The organism is Agrobacterium sp. P15N1-A, from assembly GCF_044626815.1.
GTDB classification, from domain to species: Bacteria; Pseudomonadota; Alphaproteobacteria; order Rhizobiales; family Rhizobiaceae; genus Agrobacterium; species Agrobacterium leguminum.
This window is the reverse complement of sequence record NZ_JBIUPF010000002.1, coordinates 680,510-702,912: the sequence shown is the minus strand read 5'-3', so window position 1 is coordinate 702,912 and position 22,403 is coordinate 680,510. Positions and strand designations below refer to the sequence as shown.

Here is a 22,403-nt window from a genome sequence, read left to right as displayed (position 1 = left end):
AAGGGGGGAGATCGATCTGCGGGGAGGTCGCGCCCATCTCAACATTGGCGAATGAAGTGATGGTAGCGCTTCTTGCCGATCTCCCCCCTTGAGGGGGAGATGCCCGGCAGGGCAGAGGGGGGTAAGCCACACACTCAACGCGGGGCACAACCACACCCACCGAAGGCCTAATGTTTCCGCTTCTCCATCACCACCTTCGCCCGCTTCGCAAGGCTCTCCCGCCCCGATGAGCCGGAGGCCTTGGCAAGCAGCCCAGGAATCGGCGATTTCTCGCCCTCCTGCGCCGCCGTGAGCGCGATCATCTCGGCGGCGATCCTTGCGATTTCGCGGCGGATGGGTTCGTCATTGCCGGTGCCGCGCACGTTCAGCAGGCGTTCGGTGAGCGCTGTGCCTTGATTGCGGATATCCTCGATTTCCTGCTCCAGACCTTGCGACGCCGCTGGCTCCGTCACGACCGGGGGGGCCGGCTCCTCTGCGGCCATCGCCGGTGCCGCCTCTTCTTCGGCGGGTGCGGTTTCAAGCGCGGCGGCTGGGGCAGGGGCCGTCGGTTGCGACGGGCTAACCGTTTTCTCGACCGGCACGGCGGGGTTCGGCAGGCGAATGATCATGTCGTTGGCGCGGCCGCCGGTTGCGGCAAGCTGTTCCTTGAGGCGGGCGACTTCCTGGTTGCGCAGCGTCAGCATCGTGTCGAGATCGGCATTTTTCGCCATGAGGGTCGCGACCTGTTCCTCGAGCCGGGTGACCTTGCGGCTTTCGCGCGCAACCGCCGTCATCGCTTCCTTGTTGCGGGCCGCCACATCCTGCAATTCGCGGGTCGCGGTCTCGCCTTCCTTGCGGAAACGCGTGGCGCTCTGCTTGGCCTGTTCGGCTTCCAGATCGCGGGTGGCGGCAAGGATTTTCGAATCATCCAGCTCGCGCGTCAGATTGGTGAGGCGGGCGGTGAGATCGGACATCTGGCCGGCGCGCTCGTTGGCGGCCTGCTCCTGCTGTGCGAGGTTCGCCTGTACGACGCCGGCGTGTTCTTCGGCGGCATCGAGGGCCGCGCGCAATTCGCCGATTTCCAGCGTCAGCTCTTCGATTTTCAGGGAGAAGCTGCGGTTCTGTTCGCCCAGCCGATAGGCATCGCTGGAGGCGGCCTCGTTGGCGAGACGCAGCGAGGTGTTCTTTTCCCGTTCCGTATCCAGTTCCTGGCGGACCTTGGCGTTTTCGGCCGCATAGAGCGCACGCGCCATGTCCTTCTGGGCGCGCACTTCCTGCGGGCTGATGGGCATTGTCGCGCGTATGCGGTTTTCCGTATAGGCGACGATGCGGCGGTGGATCGCGGGTGCGATCAGCAGGGCCAGCAGGGTTGCGGTGAGAAAACCCAATCCGAAGAGAATGGCATATTCGATCACGCGGGACAGTCTCCGAAACTCAGATACGCGCGCATTCGGAAAGAGGGGCGCGAAAGCACGTTACGCTATTATTGCAACCGTGGGGAGGGGTGTCGCACCGTCAAAACCGGCCCGTTATTTCCTCCCGCCCCGGCTTTAGCGAATCAGAAGGGGTTCCAGGTCGGCTGCTGGGTGAGCTTCAGGTAACCGACATTGATGCCGAGGCGCGCGCCGATGCCGGTGCGGATGGGGGCAAGCGTCACGTCGCTGCTCTTCAGATAGGTCATGCCGACGCCGGCGACGATGAAGGCGGAGCCGCTCACACCACCGTAACGGCGGTAAAGCGCATCGACGGAAGGCAGGTTGTAGACCAGCATCATGGCGCGGGTGCCCTGGCCGCCATAATCGAGGCCGAGGGAGGGGCCCTGCCAGAAGACGGGGTGCTGGCCGGCATTCTTGGTGTAAAGCGTGCCTTCGCCATAGGTGAGACCCGCGACGAAGGCGCCGGAGCCTTCCTGGCCCAGAATGTAACCGTTCGGAAGACCGTATTGCTGGAAGGCGCGCTCCACCACCTTGGCAAGGCCGCCGGTGGTTTCACCGAAGAATCCGTGGCCTGCATCCACGACTTCCTGGAAAGAATATTGATCGCTGTTCTGGGCCGCGGCCGGTGCGACCCATATCAGGAGGCTCGCAAGGAGCGCGACGATCTTTCCCAGTCCGAGGCGTGCAATGGTGCGGGTTTTCGTAAGGCGCATCGTCATGTCCGTCCGTCTGTTTCGTTAGCGCATCGGTTCGAAAATCCGAATCGGTTTTCGAAAAGGCCGATACGCAGAGTCAAAGTTCTACAGCATGTTTCGCGCATCCTTGCGGATACACGGGGCTCCAGTGTGGCCTGTTAAGGCATTTGGCATTTTGAAACCATCCTATTAACAATCGGTTTACCAAATATGGTGTCATTATGGCTTAACAATTTCCACACCGTCCGCGCCTCCCTTGCGCAGGAGAGAATTTTATGACGAGCAAACTCAATATCACGCTGTCCGGTCCCGATCTGGCGGCTCTTCTGTGCAGCCGTGTGTGCCATGATGTGATTTCTCCTGTCGGCGCCATCAATAACGGCCTCGAACTTTTGGACGAGGGCGGCACGGATGACGATGCGCTCGATCTCATCCGCACGTCAGCCCTTAACGCATCCGTGCGGCTGAAGTTCGCCCGCCTTGCTTTCGGCGCTTCCGGCTCCGCCGGCGCGTCCATCGACACCGGCGAGGCCGAAAAGGCCGCCCAGGATTTCGCCGCCGCTGAAAAGAAGGCGGAGGTGAGCTGGAACGGCCCGCGCGCCATCGTTGCGAAGAATCGTGTCAAACTTCTGCTCAACCTTTTCCTCGTGGCTTATGGCGCAATTCCGCGCGGCGGCAATGTGGATGTGCTGCTGGAAAGCCCCGACGGCGACGCCAGGTTCGAAATCACCGTCAAGGGCCGGATGATGCGCGTGCCGGCCAAGTTCGTGGAAATTTACGAAGGCAGGCTGGAAGAGGCGGTCGACGCCCATTCCGTTCAGCCCTATTACACGCTGCTTCTGGCCGAGGAGGCCAATATGGCGGTGGAATACAAGGTGCATGACGACCGCATCGTGTTTACCGCCAAGACGGTTGCCGCGTGACCGTTCAATCGCCGATCTGAATTTGTGAAGGGCCGGGACCGCGTCTGCCGACGCGCCGGCCTTTTTCGTTTGGGGAGCATGTTCATGACCCGTCTGACAACCGCTCGCCTTGTCCTGCGGCCGCATGCCATCGCGGATGAAGCGCTTTATCGCGCCTTCTGGGGCGCGGATGTTCCGCAGATCGAAGGGGTCGTATCGATTGCGCCGCTGGACCCGGAACTCGCCTTCGCCCGGCTTTTGCGTTTTCTGGGCCATTGGTCCGCTTTTGGCTTCGGCCCCTTTGTGGTGGAAGAGCTTGCCACGGGGCGCATCGTGGGCGAGGTGGGTTTTGCCCATATGCGCCGTGGCAACGGTGAGGATTTCGACGGCGTGCCCGAGGCGATGTGGAAAATCGACGGGGCGCTGGTGGGCAAGGGTGTCGCGACCGAGGCGGTGGAGGCGGCGCTGCGATGGTTCGACGGTCGCGGGATTTCGCAGCGGACCGTCTGCATGATCAATCCGCTCAACAGCCCGTCGCTGGCCATAGCCGCCCGATTCGGCTTCCGGCCATTTCGCGATACGGCGTTCCGCGACAGTCCCGTTCGGCTTTTCGAGCGGATCGCGGATATCTAGAGCATTTCCAGTAAAAGTGCGAAGCGGTTTTACGTCCGGAAAATGCGTGAAAACAAAGAGGCAGAGCATTTCTGAGTAAAGTGCGACGCGGCTTTCTCCAGCGCCCGGTGTTGCTGTCTCGAATCGCGTTTCAGGACGACCTGAAACCTGTTTGAGGTCTCGGCGGGCGGCGGATTGAACCAGGAGTTGGTCCATATCAACTCCGGAGCATCCCATGCGCTATCTTCTTCTGGCGGTCATCGTCATTTTTTCCACTGTCCAGTCCGCAGCGGCGGAAAGCGGCATCGGCTTTAAACAGATCGAATTGCCGGATGAGGCCGGTTCGAGAACGCTAGCCGTCTCATTGTGGTACCCGGCCGCGCCGTCGGGCAAAAGCGAGATCGTCGGCGAAAATGCCGCCTTTTACGGCCTTGAGGTTCAACCGGGCGCTTCCCTTCTTGACGGTTCACGTCCTCTCATATTGCTGTCGCACGGTTTCGGCGGAAGCTGGCGCAATCTGAACTGGATTGCCGGTGAGCTTGTGCGGGAAGGTTATGTCGTGGCCGCCCCGGATCACGGCGGCGAATCGTTCACCGAAGAAAATGCGACCGAGATCGTTCCATTGTGGGAACGGCCGCGCGACATCAGCAGAACGCTGACCGCATTGCTCGGCGATGACCGATTCGCCGGCAGCATCGACGCGAAGCGCATCGCCGTAATCGGCCATTCCCTCGGCGGCTGGACCGCAATGGAGCTGGTTGGCGCGCGATACAGCGCCGATCTTGCCCTGAAGGATTGCCGCGGGGAGAAGCGCCCGCCGCAATGCAAGGCTCCGCGGCTGCTCGCCAAAGTCGGGGTTGCCAGTGACGGCAGGGCCGATCCGCGGCTTTCGATGGATTTGAAGGATACCCGCATCCGCGCCGCCATTGCGCTCGATCTCGGGCCGGCCGCCGGTTTCCTGCCGGAGACGCTGAAAGCCGTCGGCGTGCCGGTTCTGGTTCTGGCCGCGGGTGTGGAAACACCGGAGATCGCCGCCATCAAGGCCGATTCCGACTATATCGCCCGGCATCTGCCAAAGGCAACGACCGTTTATCGGGAAATACCGGATGCCAGCCATTTCAGCTTCATGCAGATTTGCAGGCCGAACGGCGAAAAGATCGTGGAGGAGCTTTCACCGGGCGAAGGTTTCGTCTGCCGGGATGGCGGCGGCAGGGACCGCGCGGCCATCCATGCGCAGATCGCGGAGGCAATCCTCGGCTTTCTGAAAGCGGAAATGCGCTAGGTCGGATTTTCCGGACGCCTCGTGGCCGGGATGGTCCTGAGGCGTCCGTTTTTCAAACGGCGTTTGCCGGATTGTGCCGATAAACGAGGTCTTCGGGATCGGAACGGGGTGCTGCCGGGTCGAGCCTGCCGCCGATTCGTTCGGCGACGGCCGCGGATTTGCGGTTCTGCGGCGAGACGTAGCTGACAAGCGTGGGCAGGTTCAGGGTCTTGAAGGCCCAGTCGCGCAGCGCCGAGGCGGCTTCCGCCGCATAGCCGCGCCCTTCATGGCCCTCGTAAAGCAGCCAGCCCAGTTCCTTTTCCGGAAACAGCGGACCGTGGTTGATGCCGACCTGGCCGACACATTGCCCCGTTGCATCAAGCTCGATCATCAGTGCGCCATGGCCGAAAAAGTACCAGTTGGCCTGATCGTGGCAGAACACGCCCCATGTCGAGGGCAGGTCGTAGGGACCGCCGACACCGATGGAGCGCAATGACGTCATGAAATCCCGATAGGCTGGAAAGTCCGTGATCGCCAGCGGGCGCAGCGTCAGGCGTTCGGTCCTGAGGGTAGGGATGGGGTGGTTCATCTGCCGTCGTCCTCTGGCGATGCGTGGCTAGGTCTTTCTCCCCCTCATTCCTGTGCTTGTCACAGGAATCCAGTCGACGCGCGTCTGCGCGGCGGAAGAATCCTTTCAGCCCAAGGACTTGGGCTGGCTGGATTCCTGTGACAAGCACAGGAATGAGGGAGAGAAAATCACAACAAAAACCCGCCGTTGCCAGCGGGTCTTTTAAAAACTGTCCTGTTCCGGAATGGATCAGGCGGTTTCGAGGAATTCCGTCGCGCCATCCGGCTCGCGCAGAACATAGCCGCGGCCCCAGACGGTTTCGATGTAGTTTGCGCCGCCGGCGGCGTTTGCGAGCTTCTTGCGCAGCTTGCAGATGAAGACGTCGATGATCTTCAGTTCCGGCTCGTCCATGCCGCCATAGAGGTGGTTGAGGAACATTTCCTTGGTCAGCGTCGTGCCCTTGCGCAGCGAAAGCAGCTCGAGCATCTGATATTCCTTGCCGGTCAGGTGAACGCGCTGGCCGCCCACTTCAACCGTCTTGGCATCGAGATTGACGATCAGCTCGCCGGTGGCGATGACCGACTGTGCATGGCCCTTGGAACGGCGGACGATGGCGTGAATGCGGGCAACAAGCTCGTCCTTGTGGAACGGCTTCGTCATGTAATCGTCTGCGCCGAAGCCCAGGCCGCGAACCTTGTCCTCGATGCCGGCCATGCCGGACAGGATGAGGATCGGCGTCTTGACCTTGGAGAGGCGAAGCGTTCTCAGAACCTCGTAACCCGACATGTCGGGCAGGTTGAGGTCGAGAAGAATAATGTCGTAATCATAGAGCTTGCCGAGGTCCACGCCTTCCTCACCGAGGTCGGTCGTGTAGACGTTAAAGCTCTCCGACTTGAGCATCAGTTCAATGCTCTGCGCTGTCGCGCTGTCGTCTTCAATAAGTAGAACCCGCATAATTATCCCCTTTGCCGCCCGCGAACCGGTAAATCATTGCCTCGCGCGATGCGGATCCAGACGTTGCCTGATTTGCAGGCTGCCACCAAATGGTTAACAAATTCTAATTGCCTTTGGCAAGGTGTATCGAATTTATTAAGCAAAGTAGGCATTTCGCTGTTTTTGCACGTGAATCCACCATCGCCAAAATTGAAGCTTAACGTGAGGAAATCCCGTTAAGTGATTCAATCGACTCTTACATCGTCGGGTCCATTTTTTTGGACCTGGCATTTACCGACCCTTAAATGATCGTCGTTATCATTAACGATGCCCGTAAACGAAAGGTTAACGACGGCGGTTTTTTATTAACGTCGGGTAACTTTTGGGAATCATTCCGGGACAGGGGTCAACCCTTACGGAAAAACGGGCGGGTTAAACGGGCCGATCAGGGTGGCATAGTGCCTTTTTGATCCGGGTCTCGCTATCCATGGAGTATTGCGTATGAAGTCGCGTGACAGCCTGGTTCGCCTGAAGGAATTTCAGGTCAATGAAAAACGCCGGCAGCTTAACCAGCTGCAGCAGATGATGTCCGAGTTCGAGCGGATGGCAAAGGAACTGGTGCATCAGATATCTCTGGAAGAGAGCAAGTCGGGCATTACCGATCCGACGCATTTCGCCTATCCGACCTTCGCCAAGGCCGCGCGCCAGCGGGCGGATAATCTTCAGGTCTCGATCCGTGAGCTGAAGGCCCAGCAGGAAGCTGCCGAAGCTTCGCTGGAAGAGGTGCAGGCCGAATATGAAAAGGCCGCTGCCCTCGAAAACCGCGACGGAGCCATCCGCGCCCGCGCCTGACCTATGGGCGCAGGAATTTACGAAGATCGTCCTCATTGACGGCTGCCGGTGGATCAGGAGGCGGCTTTCAATGACGGGACGCCATGCATTTTTTCGAAAGGCCGCTCCTTAAGGGCGGCCTTTTGTTTTGCCGCGTTGCCGGTGTTTTCCGCCGGGACGGTCGGGCCTGATTTCGATTGTCCGGAGGTGGGGAAAGGCGTATTTTACCGGGGTTCCGACCGTGAGCCGGAGGCTTTTACGCGCACGCGCCCCGGGCGGGTGCGGGCGGCACTTGCAGGGAGGAAAAAATGGCCCGCCAATATATCGATTGCCGCGAATTCCCCAGTGAAAGCAGATGCACCGTCGCCATCTCCGCCGATTCTCCGGAGGAACTTATGGAAGCGGCCGTGCAACACGCCGTGGCCGTGCATGGGGCAAAGGATACGCTCGAATTCCGTGAAGAAGTCCGCCGGAGCATGCATGCCGGGACGCCGCCGTTGAAGGTGGCGTGATTTCTGGCGCACCCGAATATCTCCGCCGTCGTGCCGGACTTGATCCGGCATCCAGCCGGCGCGCGTCTGCGCGACGAGAAGAGTCTTTTCAGCTCAATGACTTGAGCTTGCTGGACCCCGGCTCAAGGCCGGGGTGACGGCGCGTGGATGCTCCGTTTTGGCCAAAACATCCGTCGATACGTAGATAACTGACATAACGCTCGTTATGTCTGCCATTTACCCCTGAATAACATCCGCCCATTCGGCATGGCGCAATGTCTGGGCCTTGAAGAACGGGCAGAGCGGAATGATTTTCCAGCCGCCCTTGCGGGCTTCATCGATCGCATGGGCGGCAAGCGCCTGGCCGACGCCTTTACCGCGCAGCGCATCGGGCACGCCGGTATGGTCGATGATGATGAGGGAAGGGGAGGTGCGCGAATAGGTCATCTCCGCCTTGTGGCCGTCGATGGTCGCCGAATATTCGCCGTGCGATCCGGTTTCGGTTGTCTTGATGTCCATGATGAGCGCCTTCCGCATTGCTGTTCGTTGTCGCCACTGTAACGGCTTCAGCCTGAATTGAAACAGCGGGATTGCGAACGCAGCGGACACAAACCGGCGACAATCGCCGGCTCTGTGGGGCAGTTTTCAGGGGAATCCGAAATCAGACCGAAAGCCCCGTCGATAATCCGGCGGGGCGTTCTGGAAACTCGGTCTGGGCGCGTTTTCGCGCCGGCGCACTGTTTTAGTGGCGATATTGCTGAATGCGCGTGGTGCGCAGGCCGGCAAGGCCATGATCGGCAATCGAGGACTGCCAGGACAGGAATTCTTCAACGGTGAGCGTATAACGCTCGCAGGCTTCCTCGAGGCTCAACAGTCCACCGCGTACCGCTGCAACCACCTCCGCCTTTCTGCGAATGACCCAGCGACGGGTATTGGCAGGCGGAAGATCCGCGATCGTCAGAGGGCTGCCATCGGGGCCGATGACATATTTAACTCGTGGGCGTATCATTTCGGTCATTGGACACTCTATACAAACTCAAGACCATATGACGGGAACTCTATCCCGGTACCTTTAAAAATTGCCTAAGCAGCTCTAGACAATTTATTAAGAATTTGAACGGTTTCGCCTGATTTGTTCGAGTCGCCTTATTTTGCCGGGAAAAAATTTTTCCAAAAATCGCAATTTTTCTCTCTCATCGGTTGTTTCCATCAGAGCGCCGCAAGCGAAAGGCACGTTTTCCCGCTGCCCTGGGTAAATTCCGCCGTTCCCTCATGCTGCAGCCGCAGGCGGTCGCCGGCGTCGAGGTAAAGGATGGAGGTTGCCGACTGCGATGTGCCTGACGTCGATGCATTGCCGGCGATGCCGAAGCTGGCCGCCGCACCGTTGATGAAAAGCGTCACCCGGTGGCCGGAGGAAGAGACGACGGCGAGCGTCATGGCCGCCAGATAAGGGCCCTTTGCCGGAACCACGAGTTCACGCCCGCCGCCGCTCACCGCATCGCCGAGCGCAAATCCGCCCTCGGCGATGGAGAGCACGGAAAAACCTGCCGCCGCGCCATTGGCGGGTTTCGTCGTGCCCGCCGGCAGGCCGGCAACCGCGAGCGGGCGGTTCGGCATCGAGACCCGGCCGTCGCCGCTGCAGAGAAGTGCAGTGTGCCATGAGGCGCCATCCTTGCTGGTCTTGATCGAAAACCCGTCATTGCCGGCAAGGCCCATTTCCGCCCGGCCGCTCCAGCCGGACTGGAACAGCAGCGAGGCGGTATCGCCCTTGCCCGCCTTGTTGATCGTCATGCGGTGGCTGCCGCCTTCTTCGGCATGGGTGAAGAGGCTGGCGGGCGAGGTGAGCGCCAGCCGGTTGGTGGCGTCGGCCTCCGTGCCGATGCCCAGCCGTTCCAGCCGGCCGGCAGCCGGCAGCGGCATGTCGCGCCAGTTGCCGTCGCGCAGGATGCGATATCTGCTCTCGGCCGTAAACCACGCCGTCCAGCCCGGCTGCGGCGCGATCGAGAGCCAGGCGCCATCCTGCCGGAAAACGAGCCTGCCGCCCTTGCCCGCCCAGTCGCCCGCGGCATCGGCGGAGAGGAGGAAACAATCTCCTTCCGCTGCGTTATCGGGCGGCGCGGTGACGATGGCCTTGATGACCAGTTGCACGATCGCATCCAGCCTTTGCAGGGCTTCGTTATGGGTGACGTGTTTCTGGGCCTGCGAGGGGAGGATATAGGGAAGCCGAAGTCTCGCCGTCTGTTCCGTCATGATGTGCCTTCCGCGCCGTGGGGTTTCGTTGCGGGGGCATTGTGGGGTGGTGGCGTGGGGTGGGGATGAGCGGGGAAGAAATTTGTCCGCGCTGATCGGTATGAGGATGTTTTTGGGGCTTCGGCGTATGCGGCTTACCCCCCTCTGCCCTGCCGGGCATCTCCCCCTCAAGGGGGGAGATCGGCAGGAGGCGCTACCGCCACTTCATTCGCAAACGTTGAGATGGGGAAGACCTATCCGCAAGTCGATCTCCCCCCTTGGGGGAGATGCCCGGCAGGGCAGAGGGGGGTAAGCCGCACCCACCGAAGCTCACCAATGCCGCGCGTCACCAATGCCGCAGCAAACGCCGAGCACCTGTTACCCCGCGTGTTCCACCGCCATCGCCCCCTCGGCAATGAAATCCGGATTGGCCAGCGCATCCTCGCCGTCACCCCTCACCGCATATGCAAGCGGCCTGCCCTCGCAATCGAGCGTCCTGCCGCCCGCAGCGCGCAGCACGGCGTCGCCGGCGGCCGTGTCCCACATCATGGTGCGGCTGAAGCGGGGGTAGATATCGGCGGCGCCCTCCGCCAGCATGCAGAATTTCAGCGAAGAGCCGACGGAGATGCAGTCCTTCAGGCCGTGTTCGGCCACGAAGGCTTCCGTTTTCGCCGTGCAATGCGAGCGGCTGATCAGTGCCACGGGGGAAGCGCCGCGCTGGCGCGCGCGGATGGGGTGGCTCGACAGGATGGCGCCTTCGCCGGAAATAGCGAGCTTTTCGGCGGCGTTGTCCTCGCCCGTCCATGCCTGCCCGCGGCAGGGGGCGTAAACCACGCCGGCCACCGGAACGCCGTTGCGGATGAGCGCGATGTTGACGGTGAAATCGTCCTTGCCGGAAATGAATTCCTTGGTGCCATCCAGCGGATCGACGAGGAAGAATTCCGCACCGGTTTTAGGCAGGATGCCGCTCGATACCGCCTCTTCGGCAACCACGGGGATATCGGGAAAATGGGCGGCGAGCGCCGCAAGAATGATCGTCTCGGCGCGCTGATCGGCCTCGGTCACCGGCGAGCAGTCGTCCTTATACGACACATGCGGGCCGGCACGGTGGACCGCCATGATGGCCTGCCCGGCGTCCAGCGCCGCTTTCGTCAAAATGTCGATCATCTCTTTGCCAATTGATCCCGTCTGCGGGATATCGCCGTTCCGATCTTCGCTACTCCTTTGCCCGCGGCCCGTCAAATAAAGGCGTCGGACAATGCTGAAATAAGCATCCGGCCGTCATTTTTTCAGCACTTCCTGCCAAAATCATGGCTCTTTTGACCGGGAAAGCGGCAGTCCATGTGGAAATTCCAAATTTTGTGCAGAATCGCCCGTTTTTGACTTCACATTTTTAACGAACACGATATGCATTTTGGGGGTGGGGGCCTGCCTGCAAGGGCGCTCCTATAATTAACATAACGAGGCGTGGCCCATTCGAGGTCGTGCCCGGGGGAAAGACATGGAGTATTTTATCCAGCAGCTCATCAACGGGCTGACTCTTGGATCGATCTACGGCCTCATCGCTATCGGCTATACGATGGTTTACGGCATCATCGGCATGATCAACTTCGCCCATGGCGATATTTTCATGCTCGGCGGCTTTGCCGCGCTGATCGTTTTCCTGATCGTGACATCCTTTGTCGCCGGCATTCCGGTGGCGCTTCTTCTGCTTCTGATGATGGTCGTCGCCATGCTGATGACCGGCCTGTGGAACTGGGTGATCGAACGCGTCGCCTATCGCCCGCTCAGAGGCTCCTTCCGTCTTGCACCGCTGATCACGGCCATCGGCATGTCGATCGCGCTGTCCAACTTCATCCAGGTGACGCAGGGTCCGCGCAACAAGCCGATCCCGTCGATGGTGACGGAAAGCTATCATTTTGGCGCCATTACCGTGTCGCTGAAGCAGCTCATCATCATGGTCGTCACCTCGGTGCTGCTCTTCGCCTTCTGGTATATCGTCAACAAGACCCCGCTCGGCCGGGCGCAGCGCGCCACCGAACAGGACCGCAAGATGGCGGCGCTGCTTGGCGTCGATGTCGACAAGACGATCTCCATCACCTTCATCATGGGTGCGGCGCTCGCCGCTGTCGCGGGCACCATGTATCTGATGTATTACGGCGTTGCCTCCTTCAGCGATGGCTTCATTCCCGGCGTCAAGGCGTTTACGGCGGCCGTTCTCGGCGGCATCGGCTCGCTTCCGGGCGCTGTTCTCGGCGGTCTCCTGATCGGCCTCATCGAATCGCTGTGGTCGGCCTATTTCTCCATCGCCTACAAGGATGTCGCGGCATTCGGCATCCTGGCTTTCGTGCTGATCTTCAAGCCGACCGGTATTCTCGGTCGTCCGGAAGTCGAGAAGGTGTGATCCCATGACCAATATCGCTTCCGACAACGCTGCTTCCAGCCCGAGCCTGATGGCGACGGCTGTGAAGGAGGGCCTGATTGCGGGCCTCATCTCGTTCGGCATGTTCATTCTTTATGTCGGCATCGTCACCTATCAGGATATCAACAACCAGCTGATCTGGGGCACCCGCTGGGGGCTTCTGGCGGTTTTCGTCGGCATTGCTGCTGTCGGCCGCTTTCTCGTTGTCGGCTTCATCAAGCCGTCGCTGGATCGTCGCAAGCTGGCCAAGGCCAAGAGCGGCGTGCTGGAGATTTCCGAGGAAAAGGGCTTTTTCCACAAGCACTTCCTGAAGCTGGCGCTGGTCCTGCTGCTGCTTTATCCCGTTATCGCCGTGCAATTGTTCGGCTTTCAGGGTTCGCTGAAATTCGTCGACAATTTCGGCATCCAGATTCTGATCTATGTGATGCTGGCCTGGGGCCTCAACATCGTCGTCGGGCTGGCCGGCCTGCTCGATCTCGGTTACGTGGCCTTCTACGCGGTCGGCGCCTATTCCTATGCGCTGCTCTCCAGCCATTTCGGCCTGTCTTTCTGGGTGCTCCTGCCGGTCGCCGGCATTCTCGCGGGCTTCTGGGGCATCATTCTCGGTTTCCCGGTGCTTCGTCTTCGCGGCGACTATCTGGCGATCGTGACGCTCGCCTTCGGTGAAATCATCCGCCTCGTGCTTTTGAACTGGACGGATGTGACCAAGGGCACCTTCGGCATTTCCGGCATCGCCAAGGCCTCGGTCTTCGGAATCTGGTCCTTCGATGTCGGCGCGTCGAACAATTTCGCCAAGGCCTTTGGCCTGTCGATGTCGTCGGCCTATTACAAGATCTTCCTGTTCTACGTGATCCTGCTGCTTTGCATGCTGACGGCCTATGTCACCATCCGCCTGCGCCGCATGCCGATCGGCCGCGCCTGGGAAGCGCTGCGCGAGGACGAGATCGCCTGCCGTTCGCTCGGCATCGATACCGTCATCACCAAGCTCACCGCCTTTGCGACGGGCGCGATGTTCGGCGGTTTTGCCGGTTCTTTCTTTGCCGCGCGTCAGGGTTTCGTTTCGCCGGAAAGCTTCGTCTTCCTCGAATCCGCCGTTATTCTCGCCATCGTCGTTCTCGGCGGCATGGGCTCGCTGACGGGTATCGCCATTGCGGCGCTGGTCATGGTCGGCGGCACCGAGCTTCTGCGCGAAATGGAGTTCCTGAAGCATGTCTTCGGGCCCGACTTCACGCCTGAACTTTACCGTATGCTGCTCTTCGGCCTTGCCATGGTCATCGTCATGCTGTTCAAGCCGCGCGGCTTCGTCGGCTCGCGTGAACCCACGGCCTTCCTTAAGGAACGCAAGGCCGTCTCCGGCAGCTTTACCAAGGAAGGTCACGGTTGATGGCTTCCGGAACGGCAACAATGACATCCAATACAACTGGCAATACGACTGGCGATACGATCCTCAAGGTCGAACATCTCTCGATGCGCTTCGGCGGCCTGATGGCCATCAACGACTTCTCCTTCGAGGCGAAGCGCGGCGAAATCACGGCGTTGATCGGCCCCAACGGCGCGGGCAAGACCACGGTCTTCAACTGCATCACCGGCTTCTACAAGCCGACCATGGGCATGATCACCATGCGCCAGCAAAGCGGCGAGGCGCATCTTCTCGAGCGCCTGCCGGATTTCGAAATCACCAAGAAGGCCAAGGTGGCGCGCACCTTCCAGAACATCCGCCTGTTTTCGGGCCTCACCGTTCTGGAAAACCTGCTGGTGGCGCAGCACAATGCGCTGATGAAGGCTTCGGGTTACACGATCCTCGGTCTTCTCGGCCTGCCTTCTTACCGGCGGGCGGTGGATGCCTCCATCGAAAAGGCCAAATACTGGCTGGAAAAGGCCGATCTGATCGACCGCGCCGACGACCCGGCCGGCGACCTTCCCTATGGCGCGCAGCGCCGTCTGGAAATCGCCCGCGCCATGTGCACGGGGCCGGAGCTTCTGTGCCTCGACGAGCCGGCCGCCGGCCTCAACCCGAAGGAATCGCTGGCGCTCAACGCGCTCCTGCGCGGCATTCGCGACGAAGGCACGTCGCTGCTTCTCATCGAGCACGACATGTCCGTGGTGATGCAGATTTCCGACCATGTGGTGGTTCTGGAATATGGCCAGAAGATTTCCGACGGCACGCCGGACCATGTGAAGAACGACCCGAAGGTCATCGCCGCCTATCTGGGTGTCGAGGATGATGAAGTGGAAGACGTGATTGCGGAAGAACTCGACGGAGGAGCGGCCTGATGTCCGGTGAACCGCTTCTGAAAGTCCAGGGTGTCGAAACCTATTACGGCAATATCCGTGCTCTGGCCGGTGTCGATGTCGAGGTTAAAAAGGGTGAGATCGTCAGTCTGATCGGCGCCAACGGCGCCGGCAAGTCGACGCTGATGATGACCATCTGCGGCAGCCCGCAGGCGCGCGCCGGCCAGGTGATCTTCGACGGCGAGGACATTACCCATCTGCCGACCCATCTGATCGCCCGCAAGCGCATTGCCCAGTCGCCCGAAGGCCGTCGGATTTTCCCGCGCATGACGGTGCTGGAAAACCTGCAGATGGGCGCCAATCTCGATAACCTGAAATATTTCAAGGAAGACGTCGAGAAGATCTTCGTGATGTTCCCGCGCCTGAAGGAGCGCCAGAGCCAGCGCGGCGGCACGCTTTCCGGCGGCGAGCAGCAGATGCTCTCCATCGGCCGCGCGCTGATGGCACGGCCGAAGCTCCTGCTGCTGGACGAGCCGTCGCTCGGTCTTGCACCCTTGATCGTCAAGGGCATTTTCGAGGCGATCAAGAAACTCAACCAGGAAGAGGGGCTGACCGTCTTCCTCGTGGAGCAGAACGCCTTTGCCGCGCTCAAGCTTTCCGACCGGGCTTATGTGATGGTCAACGGCAAGGTGACGATGAGCGGTTCGGGCAGGGAACTGCTCGCCGATCCGCAGGTGCGCGCCGCCTATCTCGAAGGCGGACGGCACTGAAAGATTTTACTTGCGCCGGAAATTTTGCGGCGCAAGACTGCAAACAGCGGCCTGTCGTCCTTTCGGCAAAACCTTAAGGAACCATGGCGGGGTGCAAACAATAAAATGCCCGGCGGGAAAACGACGGGACGACAGACAAGGCAGGGTCAGGGCGTTTCAGCCCGGCACTGATGGGGAAAGAGATGCAGGGCCTTTTTTTCGAAACGGATAACGGCGTGCGGTATGTTCTGCGCGCGCTGGTTGTTCTTCTGGGTTTCTGGACGGCATGGCGCACGGGCAAGTCCGTGGCCGATGGCTGGGGCGGTTATACGCGGGTGGTGATCTATACGCTCGCTCTGGGTGTGGTGATGCGGTTTCTGCATCACGCGCTGTTCAACGGGCCGTTCATCAACGGCTTCTATTACGTGTTTGACGTCGTTCTTCTTCTGGTTTTTTCCAGCGTCGGTTTCCGCACGCGCCGGACAAGCCAGATGGTCAATAACTACTATTGGCTTTACGACCGGACATCGGCGTTTTCCTACAAGAAGAAAGATTGACAGGCGGATTTTTCCGGCTGAACAATGCTCGTCAGAGTGGAACAGTTTCCTGTTCAGTGAAGGTGGGTACTGAACAGGTCCTTGCAATCAACCCATCCAAAGGAACTGGGAGTAAAGTAATGAAGAAGTCTCTTCTTTCCGCTGTTGCGCTGACCGCCATGGTCGCGTTTGGCGGTTCGGCCTGGGCCGATGTCGTGATCGCTGTCGGCGCACCGCTGACCGGCCCGAACGCTGCTTTCGGCGCTCAGATCCAGAAGGGTGCCGAACAGGCCGCGAAAGACATCAATGCCGCCGGCGGTATCAATGGCGAGCAGATCAAGATCGTGCTGGGCGACGACGTATCCGACCCCAAGCAGGGTATTTCGGTTGCCAACAAATTCGTCGCTGACGGCGTGAAATTCGTTGTCGGTCACTTCAACTCCGGCGTTTCCATTCCGGCTTCTGAAGTTTACGCTGAAAACGGCATTCTCGAAATCACACCCGCCGCAACCAACCCGGTCTTTACCGAGCGCGGCCTGTGGAACACGTTCCGTACCTGCGGCCGTGACGACCAGCAGGGCGGCATTGCCGGCAAATACCTGGCCGATCATTTCAAGGACGCCAAGGTCGCCATCATTCACGACAAGACGCCTTACGGTCAGGGCCTTGCCGATGAAACCAAGAAGGCTGCCAATGCCGCTGGCGTGACGGAAGTCATGTATGAAGGCGTCAACGTCGGCGACAAGGACTTCTCCGCGCTGATCTCCAAGATGAAGGAAGCCGGCGTTTCCATCATCTACTGGGGCGGCCTGCACACCGAAGCCGGCCTCATCATCCGTCAGGCGGCTGACCAGGGCCTGAAGGCCAAGCTCGTTTCGGGCGACGGTATCGTCTCGAACGAACTTGCTTCCATCGCCGGCGACGCCGTCGAAGGCACGCTCAACACCTTCGGCCCCGATCCGACGCTGCGCCCGGAAAACAAGGAACTGGTAGAGAAGTTCAAGGCCGCCGGCTTCAACCCGGAAGCCTACACGCTCTACTCCTATGCCGCGATGCAGGCGATTGCGGGTGCGGCGAAGGCCGCCGGTTCCGTGGAGCCGGAAAAGGTTGCCGAGGCCCTGAAGTCCGGCACCTTCCCGACCGCGCTCGGCGACATCTCCTTCGACGAGAAGGGCGACCCGAAGCTTCCCGGCTATGTCATGTACGAATGGAAGAAGGGTCCGGACGGCAAGTTCACCTACATCCAGCAGGGCAGCTAAGCCCTTCTGCGACACCCTATCGAAGCCCGGCAGCGATGCCGGGCTTTTTGTTTGCGGTCTCGACGCGGGTTTGAGTTTGTCACCGTCTCGCAATTGCTCGAAAATCGCTGAAGCCCATTCTCTTGCCAGAGCGGTTCAGTCGATCCGGGTCAGAATAAAGTCCGCACGTTCCCCTATGCCGGATTTCGGAAGCACGGAAATATCGTAGCCAAGCTCGTCATAGTCGCGGAGCAAGCGCTCATATTCCTCGATCGCCGCATCGAAGCCATGCTTGCGCTCGCTGTCGCCCCTGTAGATTTCCGGCCAAGGCGGGGTGAGGAAGACCAGACGGTTATAGCGGTGTGCAGCCCGCAGCGTCTCGATGAAGGCATCGCCATTTATATGACGAAGCGCCGAGGCGGCGTCGATCAGGCCGCGGTCGAAGAAGACCGGGCCTTCCGGCGGGGCCTTTTGCCGGTCTTCGAGCGCCATGGCGATGGCGCGGCGGGCGAAGGCTTCGATGTCGATCCACGGCAGGGCCGTGCCGCCATTGCGGGTTTCTTCGATGACGATGCGGCGGCCGGGCTCTTCCACGGTGGCGAAACCGCGCCGGGCAAGTTCGGCAAGAAGCGTGGATTTTCCGCCGCCGGAGCAGCCGGAAAGGATGATAAAACGGTCCATGGATTTCTATCCTGTGACAGGGTTCAGGTGGGCTTGGGTGGTGATTTTTTTTGGGTGGGGGATGCCGCCTGTTTCTTCTCCCCGCCGGGGAGAAGGTGGCCCGAAGGGTCGGATGAGGGGGAAACGTTGCCGGATTTCGGAGGGCGAGCCCCCTCATCCCGCTGCCGCGGACTTCTTCCCGGCGGGGAGAAGAAACAAGCGGCGGACGCTCGCCCAATAAGCGGACGCCGTGAACTCAAGCGGAATATGTCGGACAACCTACCATAATAATGGCTGGCGTCACCCCTGATGCAATATATGTGCTGCTTTCACGGCCGCGGACGCCCGGTTTTCCACCCCGAGCTTCACATAGATCTGCTCCAGATGCTTGTTCACGGTTCTCGCGGAAAGGCCGAGAATGTCGCCGATATCGCGGTTAGACTTGCCCCTGGCGATCCACAGCAGCACTTCCGATTCCCGCGCGGTGAGGGAAAAATGCTCGCGCAGCAGGTGGTCGCCGGATTTCTCATTGGCGGCGGTGAGGCGGAAGAGGAATTCATCCGGCCCCATGGCGCCGAGGAAGGACAGTTGCAGGGCGGGCCGCCCGGCCTCGGTGATCGTCAGCGGCACGTCGCGGCCGGTTTCCGCCGCCGCCCGTTCTGCGAGCCAGCGGCCGATATGGCTGGTGACGATCTCCATGCCGTCGTCGCGGCCGGTGGCGGCGTTGACGAGCCGCGTCGCCTGTGGCGTCGACCAGTGGATCGCCCCAGTGGCGCGAACGGCAAGCAGGTGGCGGCCGGCGGCGTCGAGCGCCACGCGGGCGCTCTGCGCCGAGCGGGCATTGGAAAGATGCACGCGGATGCGGGCGCGCAGCTCGTCTATATTGATCGGCTTGGTCAGATAATCGACACCGCCGGATTCGAGCGCCCGCACCACATGTTCGGTCTCGGTCAGCCCGGTCATGAAGATGACGGGCACCTGCGCCACCGCCGCATTGGCCTTCAGGCGGCGGCAGGTCTCGAAACCGTCCATGGCCGGCATGACGGCGTCGAGCAGGATGATATCGGGCGTGATGCGTTCGGCAATGTTGAGCGCGGCCTGTCCCGAGGTGGCGATGAGGGCGGAAAAGCCTGACTGTTCCAGCGCATCGGTGAGGAACCCGAGCGCTTCCGGGCTGTCATCCACCAGCAATACGATGTCTCTCGGGGCCGCCGCCGCCTGACCGCTCATGCCTTGCCGTCTCCCGTGTCTCTATCCGCAAACCGTTTGAGAAAATGCGCGTAACCGGCCAGATCGAAGGCCTGCACATAGGTGCCGAGCTCCTGCGTGAAGGGCAGGTTTTCCGTGTTGCGGGCAAGATCGGCGAGTTTCGCCTCGATGCCGCGTATGTAGCCTATTTCGCCGAGCCGCTGCAAATCCTGAATGTGAATTGCGCCGGGATGGACGATCTGCGCCACCGGCGGCGGCGATGGCGGGGGCGGCATATCCGCCTCGTAAATCCATTTCAGGCCGAGATGCACGGCAAGCCTGTCGCAAAGCTGGCGGATATCGACAGGCTTGGCGATGGCGTCATTGTGGTTGTCTTCGCCTGCGCCCGCGACATTGCCGTCGCCGATATTGGCTGACAGCATGATGAGCGGGGCGGTCTGGCCGGCTTCACGCAGTTTCGTCACAAGCTGCCAGCCGGTCATGCCGGGCATGGAAATATCGATGAGGAAAAGATCGGGCTTCACGCCTTCGATGAGCGTCAGGCATTCCGGTCCGCTTTGCGCCGTCAGCACGACGAAATCCAACGGCGAGAGCACCTGCCGCATCAGCTCGCGATGATCCTCGTTGTCATCGACCACGACGATGGTGCGGCGCGGCCCGGAATAGGAGCGGATGGTCTTTTCCGCCGCCAGCGCCGTGCTTGGCCGGTGCACGGCTGACAGCATCAGGCGGACGCGGAAGGTGGAACCCTCGTCCTTTTCGCTCGAAACGGAAATCTCGCCGCCGAGTGTGTTGGTCAGGAGCCGTGTGATGGTGAGGCCAAGGCCGAGACCCGGCATCGGTCGCACGCTGTCTGCCTCGCCGCGCTGGAAGGGCTCGTAGATGCGGGCGAGGTCCTTCTGTGCGATGCCACGGCCGGTATCTGAAACGGTGAAACTCGCCACCTGGCTGCGATAACCGACGTCGAAGGTGACGGCGCCCTCATCGGTGAATTTGATGGCGTTGGAGATGAGGTTGACGAGGATCTGGCGCAGTCGCTTTTCATCGGTGCGGACATATTGCGGCAGGGCGCGGGAGCGGTCGTGGCGGAATTCCAGCCCCTTGGCCTGCGCCTGCGGGCGGAACATGTCGACGATCTGGTCGAGGAAATCCTGAATATTGATCTCGTTGGAATAGACCTGCAGCCGGCCCGCCTCGATCTTGGAAATATCGAGAAGCCCGTCGATCAGGCCCGACAGGTGATCGGCTGAGCGGCGAATGACCTTGATCGCTGATTGCCGGGGAGGGGGAATGGTGTCGTCGCGTTCGAGAATCTGGGCATAGCCTAGAACGGCATTGAGCGGCGTGCGCAATTCATGGCTGAGGCCGACGACATAACGGCTCTTGGCGCGGTTGGCGGCCTCAGCGGTTTCCTTGGCGTCCTGAAGGGCGGCATCGGTCTTCTTGTGGGCGGCGATCTCCTTCAGCAGCAGCGTGTTCTGGCGGGAAGATTCCTCTTCCGCCACCACACGGCTGTCATGAGCAAGCACAAGGAACCAGCAGACGATGCCGGCAATGACGGCGAAGACAAAAAACACGATGAGGATGGTGCGGTTCACCACATCGGCCGTTGCCGGCGAGGCGGTGCCGACCTGATGGGCGATCATCGCCAATATGCCGCCGATGGTGGTGACGGCAATGGCCGCCGCCATGCCGTAACGTCCGAGCCGGGTGGCGAGCTTTGCTACCAGTTGTGCGGGCAGGAAGGATTTCGCGACGGTCGCGACCTGATAATTCAGTTTGGCCTTCGGCTTGCACATGTCATGGCAGCGGCTGTCCAGTGAGCAGCAGAGCGAACAGATCGGCGCGGCATAGGCGGGACACCAGGCCATATCCTCCGGCTCGAACGGGTGTTCGCAGATGGAGCAGGTGATGCTGCTTTCTTCACGCCATTTCTGGCGCGGCTTGCGGGCGAGATAAAATTTTCCTTTCGTGCCCCATGCGATCAGCGGCGAGGCGATGAAGGCGACGATGAGCGTCAGATAGGGCGCGAGCGAGGCGGCAAGCGGGCCGAAGGCGCCGAAATGCGCCATGAGCGCAATGGTGGCCGAAAGCGCCATGGAGCCGACGCCAACGGGATTGATGTCGTAAAGATGGGCGCGCTTGAATTCGATGCCTGGCGGGGCAAGGCCAAGCGGCTTGTTGATGAAGAGATCGGCGGAAATGGTGCAGAGCCACGCCATGGCTATGATGGAGAAGATGCCGAGCGTTTCTTCCAGCAGCCGGTAGATGCCGAGTTCCATCAGAAGCAGCGCGATCGCGACATTGAAGACCAGCCAGACGACGCGGCCGGGGTGGCTGTGGGTAAGCCGCGAGAAGAAGTTCGACCAGGCGAGCGAACCCGCATAGGCATTCATGACATTGATCTTCAGCTGCGAGACGACCACGAAGGCGACCATCAAAAGCATGGCCGCTGTCTCGTTGGGGATCATGTAACCGAAGGCGGTGAGATACATCTGCGCCGGATCGGCGGCGCGGTCCACCGAGACGCCGGAGCTGAAGGTCAAGACCACGAGGAAGGAGCCGGCCAGCAGCTTCGGCACGCCGACGACCACCCAGCCGGCGCCGGCCAGAAAGACGGCGATGCGGTGGCGCAGGCGGCTTTGCCCCTCGGCCGGCAGAAAGCGCAGGAAATCCACCTGCTCGCCGATCTGCGACATCAGCGCCAGAATGACGGCCGAGGCCGCGCCGAATTCCACCAGATTGAAATCCGCGACCGTGCCCGGCGGGCCGGAGGCGTGGTGGATGCCGGCAAAGGCACGCCACAGATCGTATTTCTCCCAGTCCATCAAAGCGATGAAGACGAAGGGCAGGATGTTCAGGACGATCCAGAAGGGCTGGGTGATGATCTGAAAACGGCTGATGAGGCGCACGCCATGGGTGACGAGCGGAATGACCATGACGGCCGAGATGATGTAGCCGATCCACAGGGGAATGCCGAGCGCCAGTTCCAGCGCGCCGGACATGATCGACGCTTCGATGGCGAAGAGCATGAAGGTGAAGGCGGCATAGATCAGCGAGGTGATGGTGGAGCCGATATAACCGAAGCTCGCGCCGCGCGTCAGAAGATCGATATCGACGCCGTGGCGGATGGCGTAGCGGCTGATCGGCAGGCCGACGGCGAGCATGGCGATGGCGGCGGCGAGGATGGCGTAAAAGGCGTTGGTGGTGCCGTAGGAGAGCGTGATCGCCCCGCCGATGGCTTCCAGCGCCAGAAAGGAAATCGCGCCGATGGCGGTGTGGGAAATGCGGTTGGAGGAAAATTGCCGGGCGCTTTTGGCGGTGAAGCGCAGCGCATAATCTTCCAGCGTCTGGTTGGCGACCCAGCGGTTATATTCGCGCCTGACGGGGATGATGCGTTGCCGTGCGGCCATGCCTATC

Annotated in this window: 22 protein-coding genes; 11 read left to right on the top strand and 11 right to left on the bottom strand. The window is 60.8% G+C overall.

What is annotated here, in order from left to right:
• Positions 1 to 167: 167 nt before the first annotated feature.
• Together ACIK7D_RS11385 and ACIK7D_RS11380 are read right to left on the bottom strand one after the other, a co-directional pair.
• A complete protein-coding gene (locus ACIK7D_RS11385; RefSeq protein ID WP_174022803.1) occupies positions 168 to 1,394 on the bottom strand; it encodes a hypothetical protein in 1,227 nt (408 codons plus the stop codon).
• A 143-nt stretch (positions 1,395 to 1,537) separates the two neighbouring features.
• Entirely contained in the window at positions 1,538 to 2,134 is a 597-nt protein-coding gene (locus tag ACIK7D_RS11380; RefSeq protein WP_003522931.1) for a DUF1134 domain-containing protein, read from the bottom strand.
• Positions 2,135 to 2,385: 251 nt separating this feature from the next.
• Between ACIK7D_RS11380 and chpT the strand changes: the two genes are divergently transcribed.
• The 3 genes from chpT to ACIK7D_RS11365 all read left to right on the top strand — a co-directional run bounded on the left by chpT (position 2,386) and on the right by ACIK7D_RS11365 (position 4,906).
• A complete protein-coding gene (gene chpT / locus ACIK7D_RS11375) occupies positions 2,386 to 3,033 on the top strand; it encodes a histidine phosphotransferase ChpT (protein WP_174022802.1) in 648 nt (215 codons plus the stop codon).
• An 84-nt stretch (positions 3,034 to 3,117) separates the two neighbouring features.
• The gene (locus ACIK7D_RS11370; protein WP_080815931.1) at positions 3,118 to 3,645 is read left to right on the top strand and encodes a GNAT family N-acetyltransferase; all 528 of its coding nucleotides are present in this window, start codon (positions 3,118 to 3,120) and stop codon (positions 3,643 to 3,645) included.
• 214 nt (positions 3,646 to 3,859) lie between these two features.
• Positions 3,860 to 4,906, top strand: coding sequence for an alpha/beta hydrolase family protein (locus tag ACIK7D_RS11365; RefSeq protein WP_400156324.1), 1,047 nt, complete (start codon positions 3,860 to 3,862; stop codon positions 4,904 to 4,906).
• A 52-nt stretch (positions 4,907 to 4,958) separates the two neighbouring features.
• Here the strand turns inward: ACIK7D_RS11365 and ACIK7D_RS11360 are convergent, their stop codons facing one another.
• Positions 4,959 to 5,474, bottom strand: coding sequence for a GNAT family N-acetyltransferase (locus tag ACIK7D_RS11360; RefSeq protein WP_400156323.1), 516 nt, complete (start codon positions 5,472 to 5,474; stop codon positions 4,959 to 4,961).
• Positions 5,475 to 5,702: 228 nt separating this feature from the next.
• Complete coding sequence (gene ctrA, locus ACIK7D_RS11355; protein ID WP_003522926.1) at positions 5,703 to 6,407, bottom strand: response regulator transcription factor CtrA; 705 nt, start codon at positions 6,405 to 6,407, stop codon at positions 5,703 to 5,705.
• Between the two features lie 480 nt (positions 6,408 to 6,887).
• Between ctrA and ACIK7D_RS11350 the strand changes: the two genes are divergently transcribed.
• Together ACIK7D_RS11350 and ACIK7D_RS11345 are read left to right on the top strand one after the other, a co-directional pair.
• Positions 6,888 to 7,238, top strand: coding sequence for a flagellar export protein FliJ (locus tag ACIK7D_RS11350; RefSeq protein WP_003491821.1), 351 nt, complete (start codon positions 6,888 to 6,890; stop codon positions 7,236 to 7,238).
• A 287-nt stretch (positions 7,239 to 7,525) separates the two neighbouring features.
• Positions 7,526 to 7,729 carry a DUF1059 domain-containing protein gene (locus ACIK7D_RS11345; protein ID WP_400156322.1) on the top strand — a complete coding sequence of 68 codons (204 nt, stop codon included), beginning with the start codon at positions 7,526 to 7,528 and terminating at the stop codon, positions 7,727 to 7,729.
• Between the two features lie 216 nt (positions 7,730 to 7,945).
• Here ACIK7D_RS11345 and ACIK7D_RS11340 read toward each other — a convergent pair whose 3' ends face one another.
• From ACIK7D_RS11340 to cysQ, 4 genes are all read right to left on the bottom strand, one after another.
• Complete coding sequence (locus ACIK7D_RS11340; RefSeq protein WP_003522924.1) at positions 7,946 to 8,227, bottom strand: GNAT family N-acetyltransferase; 282 nt, start codon at positions 8,225 to 8,227, stop codon at positions 7,946 to 7,948.
• 223 nt (positions 8,228 to 8,450) lie between these two features.
• Positions 8,451 to 8,726: a DUF1153 domain-containing protein gene (locus ACIK7D_RS11335; RefSeq protein WP_003491799.1), complete on the bottom strand. Its 276-nt coding sequence runs from the start codon at positions 8,724 to 8,726 to the stop codon at positions 8,451 to 8,453.
• Between the two features lie 191 nt (positions 8,727 to 8,917).
• Entirely contained in the window at positions 8,918 to 9,958 is a 1,041-nt protein-coding gene (locus tag ACIK7D_RS11330; RefSeq protein ID WP_400156321.1) for a DUF2793 domain-containing protein, read from the bottom strand.
• A 357-nt stretch (positions 9,959 to 10,315) separates the two neighbouring features.
• On the bottom strand, positions 10,316 to 11,104 hold the full coding sequence (gene cysQ, locus ACIK7D_RS11325; RefSeq protein ID WP_400156320.1) for a 3'(2'),5'-bisphosphate nucleotidase CysQ: 789 nt from the start codon (positions 11,102 to 11,104) through the stop codon (positions 10,316 to 10,318).
• A gap of 334 nt (positions 11,105 to 11,438) precedes the next feature.
• Between cysQ and ACIK7D_RS11320 the strand changes: the two genes are divergently transcribed.
• The 6 genes from ACIK7D_RS11320 (at position 11,439) to ACIK7D_RS11295 (ending at position 17,135) form a co-directional block, all read left to right on the top strand.
• Positions 11,439 to 12,341: a branched-chain amino acid ABC transporter permease gene (locus tag ACIK7D_RS11320; protein WP_004430050.1), complete on the top strand. Its 903-nt coding sequence runs from the start codon at positions 11,439 to 11,441 to the stop codon at positions 12,339 to 12,341.
• Positions 12,342 to 12,390: 49 nt separating this feature from the next.
• Positions 12,391 to 13,743, top strand: coding sequence for a high-affinity branched-chain amino acid ABC transporter permease LivM (gene livM, locus ACIK7D_RS11315; protein ID WP_371733942.1), 1,353 nt, complete (start codon positions 12,391 to 12,393; stop codon positions 13,741 to 13,743).
• Positions 13,743 to 14,633: an ABC transporter ATP-binding protein gene (locus ACIK7D_RS11310; RefSeq protein ID WP_400156319.1), complete on the top strand. Its 891-nt coding sequence runs from the start codon at positions 13,743 to 13,745 to the stop codon at positions 14,631 to 14,633. Before livM ends, ACIK7D_RS11310 begins: the two co-directional genes overlap by 1 nt.
• Positions 14,633 to 15,361, top strand: coding sequence for an ABC transporter ATP-binding protein (locus tag ACIK7D_RS11305; protein ID WP_003522918.1), 729 nt, complete (start codon positions 14,633 to 14,635; stop codon positions 15,359 to 15,361). Before ACIK7D_RS11310 ends, ACIK7D_RS11305 begins: the two co-directional genes overlap by 1 nt.
• Positions 15,362 to 15,543: 182 nt before the next feature.
• Positions 15,544 to 15,897: a DUF6867 family protein gene (locus ACIK7D_RS11300; RefSeq protein ID WP_003522917.1), complete on the top strand. Its 354-nt coding sequence runs from the start codon at positions 15,544 to 15,546 to the stop codon at positions 15,895 to 15,897.
• Between the two features lie 119 nt (positions 15,898 to 16,016).
• Entirely contained in the window at positions 16,017 to 17,135 is a 1,119-nt protein-coding gene (locus tag ACIK7D_RS11295) for a branched-chain amino acid ABC transporter substrate-binding protein (RefSeq protein ID WP_004430064.1), read from the top strand.
• 135 nt (positions 17,136 to 17,270) lie between these two features.
• Here the strand turns inward: ACIK7D_RS11295 and ACIK7D_RS11290 are convergent, their stop codons facing one another.
• The 3 genes from ACIK7D_RS11290 to ACIK7D_RS11280 form a co-directional block, all read right to left on the bottom strand.
• The gene (locus tag ACIK7D_RS11290; RefSeq protein WP_137003937.1) at positions 17,271 to 17,795 is read right to left on the bottom strand and encodes an AAA family ATPase; all 525 of its coding nucleotides are present in this window, start codon (positions 17,793 to 17,795) and stop codon (positions 17,271 to 17,273) included.
• Between the two features lie 279 nt (positions 17,796 to 18,074).
• Entirely contained in the window at positions 18,075 to 19,004 is a 930-nt protein-coding gene (locus ACIK7D_RS11285) for a response regulator (RefSeq protein WP_400156318.1), read from the bottom strand.
• Positions 19,001 to 22,396, bottom strand: coding sequence for an ATP-binding protein (locus ACIK7D_RS11280; RefSeq protein WP_400156317.1), 3,396 nt, complete (start codon positions 22,394 to 22,396; stop codon positions 19,001 to 19,003). The genes ACIK7D_RS11285 and ACIK7D_RS11280 overlap by 4 nt, the downstream gene beginning before the upstream one ends.
• Positions 22,397 to 22,403: the final 7 nt, after the last annotated feature.